Origin of the sequence: Mesorhizobium sp. M0047 (genome assembly GCF_040323315.1) — a bacterium.
GTDB lineage: Bacteria > Pseudomonadota > Alphaproteobacteria > Rhizobiales > Rhizobiaceae > Mesorhizobium.
Map to the genome: position 1 here is coordinate 14,361 of NZ_JAMYUW010000030.1, position 15,155 is coordinate 29,515.

Consider the following 15,155-nt stretch of genomic DNA (forward strand, 5'->3'; position numbering starts at 1 on the left):
AGATTTGATGAGTATTTGGTGGCGCGCCTCCTCTTTCGCAACTGCGAAAAACCCTGTATGAGCCCCGCAACCGAAAGAGGCAGCGCCTTTTGGCCTGCTGCCTGCAACGCTTCCGAGACCAGAACATGAAAATCCGTAATATCGCGATCATCGCGCACGTCGACCATGGAAAAACCACCCTCGTCGATCAATTGCTCCGCCAATCCGGCTCCTTCCGGGACAACCAGCGCGTCGCCGAACGCGCCATGGATTCCAACGACCTCGAAAAGGAACGCGGCATCACCATCCTGGCCAAGGCGACCTCGGTCGATTGGAAGGACACCCGCATCAACATCGTCGACACCCCAGGCCACGCCGATTTTGGCGGCGAGGTCGAACGCATCCTGTCGATGGTGGACTCAGCCATCGTGCTGGTCGACGCTGCCGAGGGGCCGATGCCGCAGACCAAATTCGTCGTCGGCAAGGCGCTCAAGGTCGGCCTGAAGCCGATCGTCGTCATCAACAAGATCGACCGCCCGGACGCCCGCCATGTCGAAGTGGTCAACGAGGTGTTCGACCTGTTCGCAGCGCTCGACGCCACCGATGAACAGCTCGACTTCCCGATTCTGTACGGTTCAGGCCGCGACGGCTGGGTTTCCGAAAATCCGGAAGGACCGAAGGACCAGCAGTTGGCGCCGCTGTTCGACCTCGTCATCAAGCATGTGCCGGCGCCGACCGTGCATCCCGGCCCGTTCCGCATGATCGGCACCATCCTGGAAGCCAATCCGTTCCTCGGCCGCATCATCACCGGCCGCATCGAATCAGGCACGCTGAAGTCCAACCAGCCGGTCAAGGTGCTGCACCATGACGGCACGCTGGTCGAAACTGGCCGTATTTCCAAGATCCTCGCTTTCCGCGGCCTCGAACGCCAGCCGATCGAAGAGGCCCAGGCGGGCGACATCGTTGCCATTGCCGGCCTTTCGAAAGGCACCGTCGCCGACACGTTCTGCGATCCGGCGGTGAGCGAGCCGCTGCATGCGCAGCCGATCGATCCGCCGACGGTGACCATGTCCTTCCTCGTCAACGACAGTCCGCTGGCCGGCACAGAAGGCGACAAGGTCACCAGCCGAGTCATACGCGACCGTCTGCTGCGCGAAGCCGAAGGCAATGTCGCGCTGAAGATCGAGGAATCGCCCGACAAGGACTCGTTCTTCGTCTCCGGCCGCGGCGAATTGCAGCTGGCCGTGCTGATCGAGACGATGCGCCGCGAGGGTTTCGAGATTGCCGTGTCGCGTCCGCGCGTCGTCATGCAGAAGGGCGAGAACGGCGAGTTGCAGGAACCCATCGAGGAAGTCGTTATCGACGTCGACGAGGAGCATGCCGGCATCGTCGTGCAGAAGATGTCGGAGCGCAAAGCCGAGATGGTGGAACTGCGCCCGTCCGGCGGCAATCGCCAGCGCATCGTCTTCCACGCGCCGACGCGCGGCCTGATCGGCTACCAGTCGGAACTGCTGACCGACACGCGGGGCACGGCCGTGATGAACCGGCTGTTCCATGCCTACGAGCCCTACAAGGGCGAACTGCCGGGGCGTACCAACGGCGTCCTGATCTCCAACGAACAGGGCGAGGCGGTGGCCTACGCCATGTGGAACCTGGAAGACCGCGGCCCGATGGTCATCGACCCGGGCGTCAAGGTCTATCAGGGCATGATCATCGGCATCCACAGCCGCGACAACGATCTCGAAGTGAACGTGCTCAAGGGCAAGAAGCTGACCAATATCCGCGCCGCCGGCAAGGATGAAGCGGTGAAGCTGACCCCGCCGATCCGCATGACGCTGGAACGCGCGCTGGCCTGGATCCAGGACGACGAGCTGGTCGAAGTGACGCCGAAGACGATCCGCCTGCGCAAGCTTTATCTCGACCCGAACGAGCGCAAGCGGTTCGAGAAGTCGGCCAAGGCGGTCGGCGCGGCATAAGCTTCTTTATTCCAAACGGCTGAGAGGGGCGGAGCAGACCAATGCTCCGCCCCTCTTTCGTTCATCCACCGGCAGCCGACATGATGTCGTCCTGGTCGACCTCACCGGCCAGATCTATGCGGATAGTCGCTCCCTGGCGGGCGGGCTTGCGCAAGGCTTTGGCACCGTCCGGATGAACGAGCAGCAAACGTCCCTTTTCAAGCGCTTGAAGCCGTGATCGCGAGATGCCGAGTTCGCCGGCGAGCAGCCGATCGAGTCGCAGGGACGTCGGCATTTCGAGGCGAAGCTGGAGCTCCAGCGCGGTAGCCGTCTCCCTTGTGCCGCCAAGCCTGTGCTTGTGAACGGCGACATCGGGAAATTCCTCGATGCACCCGATCCGGTTTCGCAGTGCGACGACATCAAAGGCATGGCGGCGGGCCAGCCCCGGATCGTTGCTTTCGAGCGCCTGCAGCAAAGCAGGCTCGATGTCGCGGCGGTTGCAGCGCTCGAAAATGCCGAAATTCCAGGAATTGTCGCAGTCGATGCAGCGGTAGATCAGCCAGACATCGATGCGCTTGCCGTTGGCGTTGACGCGGAACTTTCCGCTGCTGCAATAGGCTTTCACAGTGCCGCAGCGATTGCAGTTGATGAGCGGTCGAGGTGCGATTTTGGGCGCGATCGCCCAGCCGATGCGCAGAAATCCAGACATGCCGATAAGCCCTTCCCGTCGGGAAGTTCATCAGGCGGCGATGTCGAGATGCCCATGCGGGCACGGCGTGGCGGTAGGCTGCGGTTTTTGGAAATCAGGTGTCACGGGCAAGAGCCGCGCGACGCGGTTCAGCAGTGCCAAACCGGTCTCGAACCGCCGCCCAGAGGAACACATGGAAATGAACACAGACACCGCGAATGCGGCGTCATGCAGTGTGTGGGGGAGTTGACGAGACCGGCGGTTACGTAGGCAAAGTGAAGCTCAAAATTGTTTCGCGGCGGCCTTTCTAGCCGCGAGATGCCGGGCGGGCAATGAGGGGCGACGCAAACGCCTCTTCAAAGGGCGAAATTTCGCTGCAAGCCGCAGGGTTCCAAATCGCCGTTAATCGGCTATCCTTCGCTCTCTAACGTTGAAGGCACTGCCATGCACCTCACATCGCTCCTGATCTTCGCCGCCGCTTTGTTCGTTGCCGCCGGCTCGCCCGGTCCATCGATCGCGGCGCTCGTCGCGCGCGTCATCTCGAAAGGCTTTCGCGACGTGTTCCCGTTCCTGCTTGCTATGTGGATCGGCGAGGGCATCTGGCTGTCGCTGGCGGTATTCGGGCTGGCTGTGGTGGCGCAGACCTTCCATTTCGCGTTTGTCGTCGTGAAATGGGTCGGCGTCGCCTATCTTGCCTACCTTGCCTGGAAAATGTGGACTGCACCTGTCGATGCGAAAGAGGGCGAGATGCCGCGCGAGGATTCTCCGGCAAGGCTGTTCTTCGCCGGTATGGCGGTGACGCTCGGCAATCCCAAGATCATGATGTTCTATCTGGCGCTGCTGCCGACCATTATCGACCTCGCTTCGGTCAGCATCGTCGGCTGGGCCGAGTTGACGGCGACCATGGCCGTGGTGCTGGTCGCCATCGATCTGGCTTGGGTGCTCGCCGCGTCACAGGCGCGCAAGCTCCTCAGGAGCAAGCGCGCCATGAAGATCGCCAACCGCATCAGTGCCACGACGATGGCCGGCGCGGCAGCGGCGATCGCGGCGCGGTCGTAACCCGTCACATCATCTCGATGATCGGCGCGATCTCGACGCTGAAAGCCGGGTCCATCAGGATCGGGCAATCCTTGGCCTTGGCTACGGCATCGTCGATGTCTTTCGCTTCGACGATGGTGTAGCCGGCGGTCGGATTGCTGCCGCCATTGTTCTCGACCTTGCCGCCGGGTAGCACCATCTTCGACTTGCCGACCGGATTGCCGCCGTCGACCACGGCCGAGCCGAGCTTTCCGTACCAGCCGTTCCAGGCGTCCATTGCTGCTTTCCGTTCGGCCTCCTCGGTCGGCATCTTCCCGGAGCCGTGATAGACGTAGAGAAATTTTGCCATGTTCTCCTCCTTGATCAGCGGCATCGAACCGACATGCGGCCATGCCGCCTGCCGATCATCGGACCAAACCGGCAAACAAGCAACGAGAATGCGAAACAGCTAATTTAGGGCCTGTCGCCAGGTCACCGCGCCATGGCGTGATATTCGTCGTTGGGCCGCATATCGATCGCCGCGGCCACCCGGTTCGACATGTTGAAGAAGGCAGCGGTCGAGGCGATGTCCCAGATATCGCGATCGGTGAAGCCGGCCTTGCGCAGTGCTGCCCGATCGGCCTCGACAATCTTCGCCGGCTCCTCGGTCAACTTGACGGCGAATTCGAGCATTGCGGTCTGCTTGGGCGAGAGATCGGCGGCGCGGAAATTCATCACCATCATTTCGCCGAGCGCCGGGTCGCCGGACAACTGGCGCACCGCCGCGCCATGCGCGGTCAGGCAATAGTAGCAATGATTTATCGAAGAGACGGCGACCGCGATCATCTCCCGCTCCAGCTTCGACAGGCCGGAGTCTGCGAGCATCAGGTCGTTGTACATGACGGTGAAAGCACGCAGCTTCTTGTCGTCGAAGGCGTAGGCGAGAAGCACGTTGGGAACGAGGCCGAGCTTCTCTTCGCATTTGGCGAAATAGTTTTTTGTCGCCTCGCTCAGTTCTCCCAGGCCAAGGTCAAGCGCGGTGATTTTGCCAGTCATGGGCCATTTCTCCTCGTTGGTCGGCGTCTTTTTGCCGAATTCCGATATTTCTTTGCAAGCCGTCAAACCTTTGTCGCCAAACAGCGGTCATCTGCTACCATAGTCGTAAAAGCATTGACGGGAGGGAAGTGCCTCATGGCCAGCGTGAAATCCGCGAGCAAGCCGAAGAAAAAAATCACGGCAGCGGCAAAAGCGGAGGAAAGGCCAGCCGGGCTTGCCGACTATCTGCTCGCCCGCGCGCCGGCTGAAGATCTCGCCACTTATGAAATGGCCGATCTCGAACGCGCCGCCGATCTCGCCGGCCAGGCAATAGCCATTCACAAAAAAGGCGAGTGCGTCATCGCCGTCGATGCCGATTCCGGCGTTGTCCGAGACGGCCGCCCGGTGACGGTCATCACGGTCGTCAACGACAACATGCCGTTCCTGTTCGATTCCATCCTTGGCGAAGTCACCGAGACATCAGGCGAACCGATGCTGGTCACCCATCCGGTCATCGTGGTTCGTCACGGCAAAGACGGTGTGGACGAAATCCTCGGCGACGGCAATTTCGCCAAGGATGACGGCAGCCACGACCGGCTGAGCGTCATCCATGTCCACATACCGCGGCTGACCGCGGAGCAGGCGAGCGGATTGACCGAGCGGTTGCGCAAGACGCTCGGCCAGGTTCATGCCGCTGTCCACGACTGGAGACCGATGCTGGCCCGCCTCGATCAGGCGATTTCCGAATTCCGCTATTCGGCGGTGCCGCTCGACAAGAAGAGCGTTGCCGAGGCGATCGCTTTCCTAGAGTGGCTGCGCGACGACAATTTCACCTTCCTCGGCATGCGCGAGTTCAAATACACCGGCGGCGAGGAAAGCGGCACGCTGGAGCGCGCCGACAAACCCGGCCTCGGCATCCTCGCTGATCCCGATGTGCTGGTGCTCAGGCGCGGTACCGAAGCCGTGACGACAACGCCTGAGATCCGCGCCTTCCTGCATGGGCCGGAGCCGCTGATCGTCACCAAGGCCAATGCCAAGTCATCCGTGCATCGCCGCATCTATCTCGATTACATTGGCGTCAAGACCTACACAGCCAAAGGCACGCTGGCGGGCGAATTGCGCATCGTCGGCCTGTTCACCTCGACCGCCTACACGCGCTCGGTGATGAAGATCCCCTACCTGCGATCCAAAGCCGAAACCATCATCGCCAAGTCAGGCTTCGACCGCCACGACCACTCCGGCAAGGCGCTGATCAATGTGCTGGAAAGCTATCCGCGTGACGAGTTGTTCCAGGTGCCGGTGCCGATCCTGAGGAAGCACGCCGTCGCCATTCTCGGCCTCGTCGAGCGACCGCGCGTGCGGGCGCTGGTGCGCGCGGACCAGTTCGACCGCTTCGTCTCGATCCTCGTCTTCGTGCCGCGCGACCGCTACGACAGCGTGGTGCGCGAGAAGATCGGCCTCTATCTGAAAACTGTGTTCGAAGGCCGGCTGTCTGCCTATTACCCGGCCTTCCCAGAAGGCGGGCTGGCGCGCGTGCACTTCATCATCGGCCGTTCCGGCGGCAAGACGCCGAAGGTCGAGCAAGCGACGATCGAAGCCGCGATCCGCGACATCGTGCGCACCTGGGAAGATGCGCTTTCAGATGCGGCGGAGGCCAATGGTGCCGACCAGACGTTGAAGAGCATCGCCGCGCGGCTGCCGGAAAGCTACCGCGATTCGTTCAGCGCGGCGGTGGCGCTGGCCGATGCCGGGCGGATTGCCAAAATCAGCGCCAGCAATCCGATTGCCATCGACTACTATCGCCATGGCGAGCAGAAGCCGCACCAGGCAGCGCTGAAGATCTATCACCACGGCAGCCCGGTGGCGCTGTCGCGGCGGGTGCCGGTGCTGGAAAACATCGGCTTCCGCGTCATCAGCGAACGCACCTTCGAGGTCGGCGACGGCCAGTCCGGCCAGATCAGCGATGATCACCCCGGCCGGGTCTTCATCCATGACATGGAGCTGGAGAACAGCTACGGCAAACCGATCGATCTGACCGATGGCGGGGCGCTGTTCGTGGACGCGTTCTTGTCCGTCTGGCGCGGCGACGTCGACAATGACGGCTACAATGGCCTTGCCCAGACCGCGGGCCTGTGGTCGGGCGAGATCACCGTTCTGCGCGCCTATGGCCGCTACCTGCAGCAGGTTGGCATTCCGCAAAGCCAGGATTTCATCGCCGCCGCGCTCAATCGCTATCCCGACATCGCGCGCGGCCTGCATGCGCTGTTCATCGCCAGGCTTGGCCCGACAGCCGAGACCGAAGGCGTGGTGGCGGCAAAGCACCTCAAGGCCAAGATCAAGGATGCGCTGGAAGACGTTCCCAACATCGACGACGACACCATTATCCGGCGCTATCTCAATCTGATCGAAGCCTCGCTGCGCACCAATCATTTCGTCGCCGATACGAAAGAGAAAGGCCAGTCGCTGGCGATCAAGCTCGATTCGTATGCGGTGGACGGATTGCCGGCGCCGCGGCCGTGGCGGGAGATCTTCGTCTACGGTTCCGAAGTCGAGGGCCTGCATCTGCGCTTCGGCCCGGTGGCGCGCGGCGGCCTGCGTTGGTCGGACCGCGCCCAGGACTACCGCACCGAGGTGCTCGGCCTGGTCAAGGCGCAGCAGGTCAAGAACGCCGTCATCGTGCCTGTCGGCGCCAAAGGCGGCTTCTACCCGAAGAAGCTGCCGATGACCGCCGGCCGTGACGCGATCTTCGAGGCCGGCACCGCGGCCTACAAGAACTTCGTCTCCAGCCTGCTGTCGATCACCGACAATATCGGCCTTGAGGGTGTCATCCCGCCGGCCGGCGTCGTGCGCCGCGATCCGGACGATCCGTATTTCGTGGTTGCCGCCGACAAGGGCACGGCGACCTTCTCCGATACCGCCAACGCCATCAGCGAGCAGCACGGTTTCTGGCTCGACGACGCCTTCGCCAGCGGCGGCTCGGCCGGCTACGACCACAAGAAGATGGGCATCACCGCCAAGGGCGCATGGGAAGCCGTCAAGCGGCATTTCCGTGAGATCAACCGCGATATCCAGACCTCGCCTTTCACTGTCGTCGGTGTCGGTGACATGTCGGGCGACGTTTTCGGCAACGGCATGCTGTTGTCGCCGAAGACCCGGCTGATTGCTGCCTTCGACCATCGCGACATCTTCATAGATCCAGATCCGGACATGGCCGCGTCGATGTCCGAGCGCGAGCGCATGTTCGCGCTCCCCCGCTCGAGCTGGCAGGACTACGACAAGACCAAACTGTCGGAAGGCGGCATCATCGTCTCGCGCAACCAGAAGTCGATCTCCTTGCCGGCGGCAGCGGCAGCAGCGATCGGCCTCGGCAAGACGACCGCCACGCCGGTCGAGATCATGACCGCCATCCTGAAGGCGCCGGTCGATCTTCTGTGGTTCGGCGGCATCGGCACATATTTGCGGGCTTCGACCGAGACCAATGCCGAGGTCGGCGACCGCGCCAATGATGCTATCCGCATCACCGCGCTGGACGTGCGCGCCAAGGTGATCGGCGAGGGCGCCAATCTCGGCGTCACGCAGCGCGCGCGCATCGAGTTCGGCATGAATGGCGGCCGCTGCAATTCCGACGCCATCGACAATTCCGGCGGCGTCAACTGCTCCGACGTCGAGGTCAACATCAAGATCGCGCTGGCGTCCGCCATGCGCAAGGGATCGTTGACGCGCTCGGCACGCAACAAGCTGCTGGCCGAGATGACCGACGAGGTCGGCTCACTTGTCCTGTCCAACAACTACCAGCAGACGCTGGCGCTTTCGATCGCCCGCAAGCGCGGCCTCGCCGACATCGCGCATCAGAGCCGTTTCATGACGGCGCTGGAGGCGCGCGGCCTGCTCGACCGCGCCGTCGAGACGCTGCCGTCGCCGGCGGCGCTTGCCGATCGCGAAGCGCGCGGCGAACCGCTGACCAGGGCCGAGCTCGGCGTGCTGCTCGCCTATGCCAAGATCGTGCTGTTTTCCGACATCGTCGCCAGCGACGTGCCGGACGACGCGCATTTCGACCGCGACCTGATGGGCTATTTCCCGGATCGCATGGCGAAGAAATATGTCGCCGAAATCCACGGCCACCGGCTGCGCCGGGAGATCATTACACGGGTCGTCGTCAACGATCTGGTCAATCGCGGCGGCCCTTCCTTCGTCAACCGGCTGCAGGAAGCCACGGGGCGCACCGCCGCCGACGTGGTGCGCACCTTCGCCGTGGTGCGCGACGGCTTTGCCTTGCCGGCGCTCTATCGCGAGATCGACGCGCTCGACAACCAGATCGATGGCCAGGTGCAGCTCGATCTCTATCAGATGGTCAGCCGGCTGATCTATGTGACCAGCGGCTGGTATCTGAAGAACGATGCCAGCACGGCAGCCCTTAGCCAGCGCATCGCCGAACTGCTGGAAGCCCGCAAGGCGCTGGAGCCCAAGCTCGTTTCGCTGCTGCCGGCCTTCTCGCGCGAGCGGATCGAGGAGAAGCGGCACGGGCTGTTCAAGAGCGGCGCGCCGGAACGGCTGGCCGCGCAGCTGGCGTTGAGCGAGGTGGCGGAACTCATCCCCGATATCGCGTTGACGGCGCGCACCGCCGGCGCCGACATCGTCGCGGCGGCCACGGCATTCTTCGCCGTCAGCGATGCCTTCCGCATCCCGCGTGTCGAGGACGCGGCACGCTCGATCACGCCCTCGGACTATTACGACCAGCTGGCCCTTTCGCGCGCCACCGACACGATAGGTGCCGCGCGGCGCGGCATCGCGGTGGCGGCACTCACCGGTCATGCCAAGGCAGCCGATCCGGTAGCGGCCTGGCTGGAAGCCGGCGGCGAGCGGGTGGCGCGCATCCGCGAGCGGCTGCAGGCGCTGACCGAAGGCGGCGACATTACCGTGTCGCGGCTGTCGGTCGCTTCCGGGTTGATGAGCGATTTGACGGGGATGTGAGTTGGTTTGTTTTCATCCGGCTGTCGTCACCTTCTCCCCGCATAGCGACGAGGGAAGGGATATGGCCGCAATGCTGGCACCTATCTCGCGATCCGGGAGAGCGGCGCAATGCTTGATGTTTACATGAATGCTGGAAAAATGCAGACATGGCGCCCGATACGGGCACGGCCGGGGGGATCATCATGGCGGTAGAGGCAGTGCAGCGTGCGTCTGGACGTGGTATCTGGGGATGGATGCTGTTCGACTGGGCCGCGCAGCCGTTCTTCACGGTCATCACCACCTTCATCTTCGGGCCGTACTTCGTCTCGCGCATGGCGAGCGATCCGGAAACCGGCCAGGCGGCCTGGGGTTACGGCATCGCCGCGGCGGGCCTGGTCATCGCCGTGCTGTCGCCGATCCTAGGCTCGATCGCCGATCAGACCGGTCCACGCAAGCCGTGGATCGCGTTCTTCGCCGCGGTCAAGGTCACCAGCCTTAGCCTGCTTTGGTTCGCGGCTCCCGGTTCGAACCTTTTCCTGGTCGTGTTCTTGTTCTCGCTGGCGTCGGTCGCGGCCGAGTTTTCGACCGTGTTCAACGATTCGATGATGCCGCGCCTGGTGCCGAAGAGCGAGATCGGCCGGATCTCCAACATGGCCTGGGGGATTGGTTATCTCGGCGGCATGATCGCGCTGATCTTCGTCGTCGCCTGCTTGGCCGGTTCGCCGGAGACGGGCAAGACGATCATCGGCATCGACCCGCTGTTCGGGCTCGATCCGAAGCTCGGCGAAGATGCCCGCGCCACCGGGCCGTTGTCGGCCGGCTGGTACTTCCTGTTCATCCTGCCGATGTTCTTTTTCACGCCCGACGCCCTCAAGGGGCTGCCGATCGGCCCGGCGGTGCGAGAGGGGTTGGCTGAGTTGAAAGCAACACTGAGCGAGGTGCGCAAGCGCAGCGGTATCTTCCGCTTCCTTGTCGCCCGCATGATCTATCAGGACGGCGTCAACGCTCTGCTGGCGCTGGGTGGTACGTTTGCGGCTGCAATGTTCCATTGGTCGATCACCGAGATCGGCATTTTCGGCATCATTCTCAATGTCGTCGCCATCTTCGGCTGCCTGGTTGCGGCCCGTCTCGACACGGCGCTTGGCTCAAAAACCATCGTGATGATCTCACTGGTCCTGCTCGGCATCGCCACGATCGGCATCGTCTCGACCGGACCGGGCTACACTTTGTTCGGCCTCTGGATGATGCCCGGGCCAGACAGTGGCGGCCTGTTCGGTACGGCGGCGGAAAAGGCCTACATCTTCTTCGGCCTGTTGATTGGCGTGGCTTTCGGGCCGGTGCAGGCGTCGTCGCGTTCGTACATGGCGCGCAGCGTTACCGCCGCCGAATCCGGCCGCTATTTCGGAATTTATGCGCTGGCGGGGCGGGCGACCAGCTTCCTGGCGCCGTTCATGGTCGCGTCCGTCACCCTTGCCAGTGGCTCGGCGCGCCTCGGCATGGCGGTCATCGCGCTGTTCCTTGGGCTCGGCATGGCGATCCTGATCAAGACGCCTTATCCGGCGGACCGGCCAAGCGAATAGCAACAGCGTCCTCCTTCTCCCACAAGGGAAAAGGAAGAACGCTCAATGCCGGAAATGCCTCACGCCCGTAAACACCATGGCGATGCCGTGCTCGTCGGCGGCGGCGATCACGTCCTTGTCGTTCATCGAGCCGCCAGGCTGGATGACGGCAGTGGCGCCGGCGGCGATCGCGGCCAGCAGTCCGTCGGCGAAGGGGAAGAAGGCGTCGGAAGCGACGACCGAGCCCTTGGTCAGCGGTTCGGCAAGGCCCGCGGCCTCGGCGGCGTCGAGCGCCTTGCGCGCGGCGATGCGTGAGGAATCGACCCGGCTCATCTGGCCAGCGCCGATGCCGACGGTGGCACCGTCCTTGACGTAGACGATGGCGTTGGACTTGACATGCTTGGCGACGCGGAAGGCGAATTTGAGGTCGGCCATTTCGGCCGGCGTCGGCGCGCGCCTGGTCACTACTTTCAGCTCCAGGTCGTCGACGACGGCGTTGTCGCGGGACTGGACGAGCAGCCCGCCGGCGACTGATTTGACCGTCGTGCCTGACGTGCGCGGGTCCGGCAGGCCGCCGGTGACCAGCAGGCGCAGATTTTTCTTTGCCGCGACGATTGCCGCTGCCTCGTCGGTCGCGCCGGGCGCGATGATCACCTCTGTGAAGGTCTTGACGATTTCTGCGGCGGCCGCGGCGTCGAGGATCCGATTCACAGCGACGATGCCGCCGAAGGCCGAGACCGGATCGCAGGCCAGCGCCTTGGCGTAGGCCGCCTTCAGCGAGATGCCTTCGGCGACGCCGCACGGGTTGGCGTGCTTGATGATGGCAACCGCGGCGGAACGGTCGGGATCGAATTCGCCGGCCAGTTCGAAGGCGGCGTCGGTGTCGTTGATGTTGTTGTAGGAGAGCTGCTTGCCCTGCAACTGCTGCGCCGTGGCGACGCCGGGCCGCTTGTCGCCATTGAGGTAGAAGCCGGCGCTCTGATGCGGGTTCTCGCCGTAGCGCATGACCTCTTCCAGCTTGCCGCCGAAGGCGCGCCATGTCGGGTGCTCGATCTCAAGCACTTCGGCGAACCAGCCGGAGATTGCCGCGTCATAGGTGGCGGTGCGGGCAAAGGCCTTGGCCGCCAGCTTCTTGCGGAAATCCAGCGACAGCGAGCCGATGTTCATTTCCAGCGCGTTCAGCACCGAGGCGTAGTCGCCGGGATCGGTGACAATGGCGACATAGGCGTGGTTCTTGGCCGAGGCGCGCATCATTGCCGGTCCGCCAATGTCGATGTTCTCGACGATCGAGGCGTAATCGGCGCCGGAGCGGCGGACCTCCTCGAACGGATAGAGATTGGACACCACGAGATCGATCGGCTCGATACCGTACTTGCGCATTGCAGCCACATGATCCGGGTCGTCGCGCACGCCAAGCAGCGCGCCATGCACGCTGGGATGCAAGGTCTTGACCCGGCCATCCATGATCTCGGGAAAACCGGTTAGCTCGGAGACGTCGCGCACGGCGAGGCCGGCCTCGGCGATCGCCTTTGCCGTGCCGCCGGTCGAGACCAGTTCGACACCGGCCGCTGCCAGCGCTTTGGCGAAATCGAGAAGGCCCGTCTTATCGAAAACGGAGAGCAGGGCGCGACGCACCGGAACGAGGTCAGGTGCTGGAATGTTCTTGGCGGCGACGGCCATGGGCTGGCGGCCTTTCACGACTTGATTTGAAGCATCCGGGGGCCGTAGCACATGACGCCCGGAAATCAAGCGCCGACGTTTTCGTATGCAATTTGCTGGCCCATATATAAGCTTGTCTTGCTGGTGGAGGAGAAGAATCGATGGCGTTTGTGCGCGTTGGCCAATTCAAGGCGTTGCCGGACACGACCGAGCAATTGCGGGCGATCTATGAAACCAAGGCGATCCCCGCCATCCGCGCCGCAAGCGGCAACATCAGCGCCGTGCTGCTGCAGCAACATCAGGCGAGCGACACATTCATGGCGATCACAGTGTGGAACACCGTCGAGGATGCCGAGCGCTATGACCGAAGCGGCCAGGCGGCGGCGATGGTCGACAAGATCCGCTTCGCATTCGCCGGTCCGCCCTCGCTCACCACTTACGACGCTTTCGGTGTCCCGCAGCAAGCTTGAGCGGGCCGGCTGCTTTCGCACGGCAGGCTCAGTTGTTTTCCGGGTAACCGGCGATGCTGGTGCGCGTCAGCTGCCAATGGACTTCGGCAACTTCCGAGGCCTTGAAGGCAAGCACGATCTGGCGGCTGCGGCGCGGACCGCCAAGACCGGCGAAATAGATCGATTCCTCAACCTCCGGCACCACCTCGGCGCAAGTAAATACCCAGTTGTCGGCCTGATCGGCGGTCATCACCAGGCGATCATGCTCATCCTGCAACAGCTTGATGTCGGGGTGGACGTGGAAGCGGACGGTGACGAAGTCGCGGCCGTTGTTGCGGATCGACGCATTGCCGGGCCGCTGGAAGCGATCCCTGCCGACCAGCACATTGCCGTTCGAGGAGAGCTTCAGTTCGCGTTCATGCAAGAAACCGAAACGCGCGACATAACCGTCATGGCGAGCGATGAACCCCTGAACGCCCTTCTGGTCGATGCGCTTGCATTGAACATGCTGCGGGCCGCCGATCAGCGGCGAACCGAGCAGGTCGTTGACGCGCAGCGAATGGCTGAAGCGTGCCGACGAGGTATCGTTGATGGTGGCGGTCGAGTGCGCGGCGGTGGCGCGCGCCAGCGGCCGGAATTCAGCCGCGCCATAGGTGTCGATGCCGGCATTGACGACGTAGTGCTGGCGCCCGGACGACAGTTCGAAGGCGAGACAGCTGGCGTGTGCGGCGTTGGAGACATCGACCGGCGGCGGTAGGCCGGTGTCGGCGATGACCGTCACGCCGCCCATCGACAGGCGCTCATAGCCGGAATGTGGCGCATGCAGCAGTGGCGCGCCGGCGGTGTCGTCGTGGCGCAGGATGGTGGCGATGCGGTCGTGGATGGTGGCGCCCATGCCGTTGAAGCGGGCGAGGCTGCCGTCCTGATGGCGAAAGAAGCGCAGCGCCGGCAGCATGCGGTCGATGGCGCCGATCAGCGCCTGCGGCGGCGTTTCCGCCTGATTGGCATAGGTTTGCCGCAGCGGCAGAAGGTCGGCGAGGATTTCCAGGACGACCATTGGGTTGCGCGAAATATGGCCGCCGTCGGCTAGGATCTGGCGGTCGAGTTCCGCGGCAAGGTTGCGGGTCGCGCCGCGCAGCGCCGATGCCGGTGCCGGCAGCGACAAAGCCGCGAAAGCGAGCGCGATGCGGGCACGCAGCCTGTCCTTGCCGTCCGGCATCTCGCGCGCCATCGATCTGAGGTAGCGGATCTGGACGGCGAGCGATTTCAGGAAGGCGCGGTAAAAGGGGAACTCGGCCCCCTGCAGCACGACCGAGGAGTGCTGTAGCCAGGCGATGATGCGCTTGGCGGCGGTGCCGGGCTCCCAGGCGACGCCGGAAATATGGCTGCCATGAATGACGATCCAGTCGGAAACCAGGGCGCGGGCATTGGCGGCGGCAAGCTCGGTCCCGGCGGCGCGCATGTGGCGCAGCCAGCGAAACCCGTGCAGCGTTTTCTGCCAGCCATGATTGGGCACGTTGATCTGGAAAGGCGACTTGCCGCCGGTCTCGACCAGATGCCCCGACAGGGGATAGCGCCCGTAGTAGATCTCGAGTGCGATCTGTGGGTCAGCGAGGCGCAGGTCCGGCGGTGCGATCAGCACACGTTCCGGCGTGCGGCCGAAATAGCGCCAGCGGTAGACCGGCCCGGCACGCAGGCGCCGGCGCGTTTTGCGCCAGAACTCCTTCGCGACAAGCGTCCACAGACGCGTCGTGCTGCTGGCAGCAAGTGCCAAAACCCCTCCTGATAGTCCAATACCCCGACGTCGAGTTTACATGATTGCAAGACTCGTGCGAAGGCGAATTCCATGGCACTATGCCGGTTC

General features: G+C 63.5%; 10 protein-coding genes. 5 read left to right on the top strand and 5 right to left on the bottom strand.

Features of this window, described 5'->3' with window-relative positions; genetic code table 11:
• The first annotated feature begins 125 nt into the window (after positions 1-125).
• The gene (typA, locus tag NKJ89_RS24470; protein WP_352487331.1) at positions 126-1,955 is read left to right on the top strand and encodes a translational GTPase TypA; all 1,830 of its coding nucleotides are present in this window, start codon (positions 126-128) and stop codon (positions 1,953-1,955) included.
• Positions 1,956-2,016: 61 nt separating this feature from the next.
• On the opposite strand, the gene NKJ89_RS24475 is transcribed toward typA, so the two are convergent.
• Positions 2,017-2,643 carry a DUF1062 domain-containing protein gene (locus NKJ89_RS24475; protein WP_352606277.1) on the bottom strand — a complete coding sequence of 209 codons (627 nt, stop codon included), beginning with the start codon at positions 2,641-2,643 and terminating at the stop codon, positions 2,017-2,019.
• 423 nt (positions 2,644-3,066) lie between these two features.
• Between NKJ89_RS24475 and NKJ89_RS24480 the strand changes: the two genes are divergently transcribed.
• The gene (locus NKJ89_RS24480) at positions 3,067-3,681 is read left to right on the top strand and encodes a LysE family translocator (RefSeq protein ID WP_352606279.1); all 615 of its coding nucleotides are present in this window, start codon (positions 3,067-3,069) and stop codon (positions 3,679-3,681) included.
• Between the two features lie 4 nt (positions 3,682-3,685).
• Here the strand turns inward: NKJ89_RS24480 and NKJ89_RS24485 are convergent, their stop codons facing one another.
• Together NKJ89_RS24485 and NKJ89_RS24490 are read right to left on the bottom strand one after the other, a co-directional pair.
• Positions 3,686-4,009: a YciI family protein gene (locus tag NKJ89_RS24485; RefSeq protein WP_352606281.1), complete on the bottom strand. Its 324-nt coding sequence runs from the start codon at positions 4,007-4,009 to the stop codon at positions 3,686-3,688.
• A gap of 122 nt (positions 4,010-4,131) precedes the next feature.
• Positions 4,132-4,695, bottom strand: a complete 564-nt coding sequence (locus NKJ89_RS24490; protein ID WP_352606283.1) for a peroxidase-related enzyme — start codon at positions 4,693-4,695, stop codon at positions 4,132-4,134.
• 135 nt (positions 4,696-4,830) lie between these two features.
• Here NKJ89_RS24490 and NKJ89_RS24495 point away from each other — a divergent pair, with 135 nt between their 5' ends.
• Positions 4,831-9,645 (top strand): NAD-glutamate dehydrogenase, encoded by a 4,815-nt coding sequence (locus NKJ89_RS24495; protein WP_352606285.1) that lies wholly within the window; start codon positions 4,831-4,833, stop codon positions 9,643-9,645.
• A 182-nt stretch (positions 9,646-9,827) separates the two neighbouring features.
• On the top strand, positions 9,828-11,204 hold the full coding sequence (locus NKJ89_RS24500; RefSeq protein ID WP_352606361.1) for an MFS transporter: 1,377 nt from the start codon (positions 9,828-9,830) through the stop codon (positions 11,202-11,204).
• 42 nt (positions 11,205-11,246) lie between these two features.
• On the opposite strand, the gene purH is transcribed toward NKJ89_RS24500, so the two are convergent.
• Positions 11,247-12,863, bottom strand: a complete 1,617-nt coding sequence (purH, locus tag NKJ89_RS24505; RefSeq protein WP_352606287.1) for a bifunctional phosphoribosylaminoimidazolecarboxamide formyltransferase/IMP cyclohydrolase — start codon at positions 12,861-12,863, stop codon at positions 11,247-11,249.
• A 140-nt stretch (positions 12,864-13,003) separates the two neighbouring features.
• Here purH and NKJ89_RS24510 point away from each other — a divergent pair, with 140 nt between their 5' ends.
• Positions 13,004-13,312, top strand: a complete 309-nt coding sequence (locus NKJ89_RS24510; RefSeq protein WP_352606289.1) for a putative quinol monooxygenase — start codon at positions 13,004-13,006, stop codon at positions 13,310-13,312.
• A gap of 28 nt (positions 13,313-13,340) precedes the next feature.
• On the opposite strand, the gene NKJ89_RS24515 is transcribed toward NKJ89_RS24510, so the two are convergent.
• Complete coding sequence (locus tag NKJ89_RS24515; protein WP_352606291.1) at positions 13,341-15,065, bottom strand: heparinase II/III family protein; 1,725 nt, start codon at positions 15,063-15,065, stop codon at positions 13,341-13,343.
• Positions 15,066-15,155 lie beyond the last annotated feature (90 nt).

Excerpts from the sequence above, each read along its gene's own strand:
- purH (WP_352606287.1), bottom strand. The coding sequence starts at position 12,863 with ATGGCCGTCGCCGCCAAGAACATTCCAGCACCTGACCTCGTTCCGGTG.
- NKJ89_RS24510 (WP_352606289.1), top strand. The coding sequence starts at position 13,004 with ATGGCGTTTGTGCGCGTTGGCCAATTCAAGGCGTTGCCGGACACGACC.
- NKJ89_RS24500 (WP_352606361.1), top strand. The coding sequence starts at position 9,828 with ATGGCGGTAGAGGCAGTGCAGCGTGCGTCTGGACGTGGTATCTGGGGA.
- NKJ89_RS24490 (WP_352606283.1), bottom strand. The coding sequence starts at position 4,695 with ATGACTGGCAAAATCACCGCGCTTGACCTTGGCCTGGGAGAACTGAGC.
- NKJ89_RS24495 (WP_352606285.1), top strand. The coding sequence starts at position 4,831 with ATGGCCAGCGTGAAATCCGCGAGCAAGCCGAAGAAAAAAATCACGGCA.
- typA (WP_352487331.1), top strand. The coding sequence starts at position 126 with ATGAAAATCCGTAATATCGCGATCATCGCGCACGTCGACCATGGAAAA.
- NKJ89_RS24485 (WP_352606281.1), bottom strand. The coding sequence starts at position 4,009 with ATGGCAAAATTTCTCTACGTCTATCACGGCTCCGGGAAGATGCCGACC.
- NKJ89_RS24480 (WP_352606279.1), top strand. The coding sequence starts at position 3,067 with ATGCACCTCACATCGCTCCTGATCTTCGCCGCCGCTTTGTTCGTTGCC.
- NKJ89_RS24475 (WP_352606277.1), bottom strand. The coding sequence starts at position 2,643 with ATGTCTGGATTTCTGCGCATCGGCTGGGCGATCGCGCCCAAAATCGCA.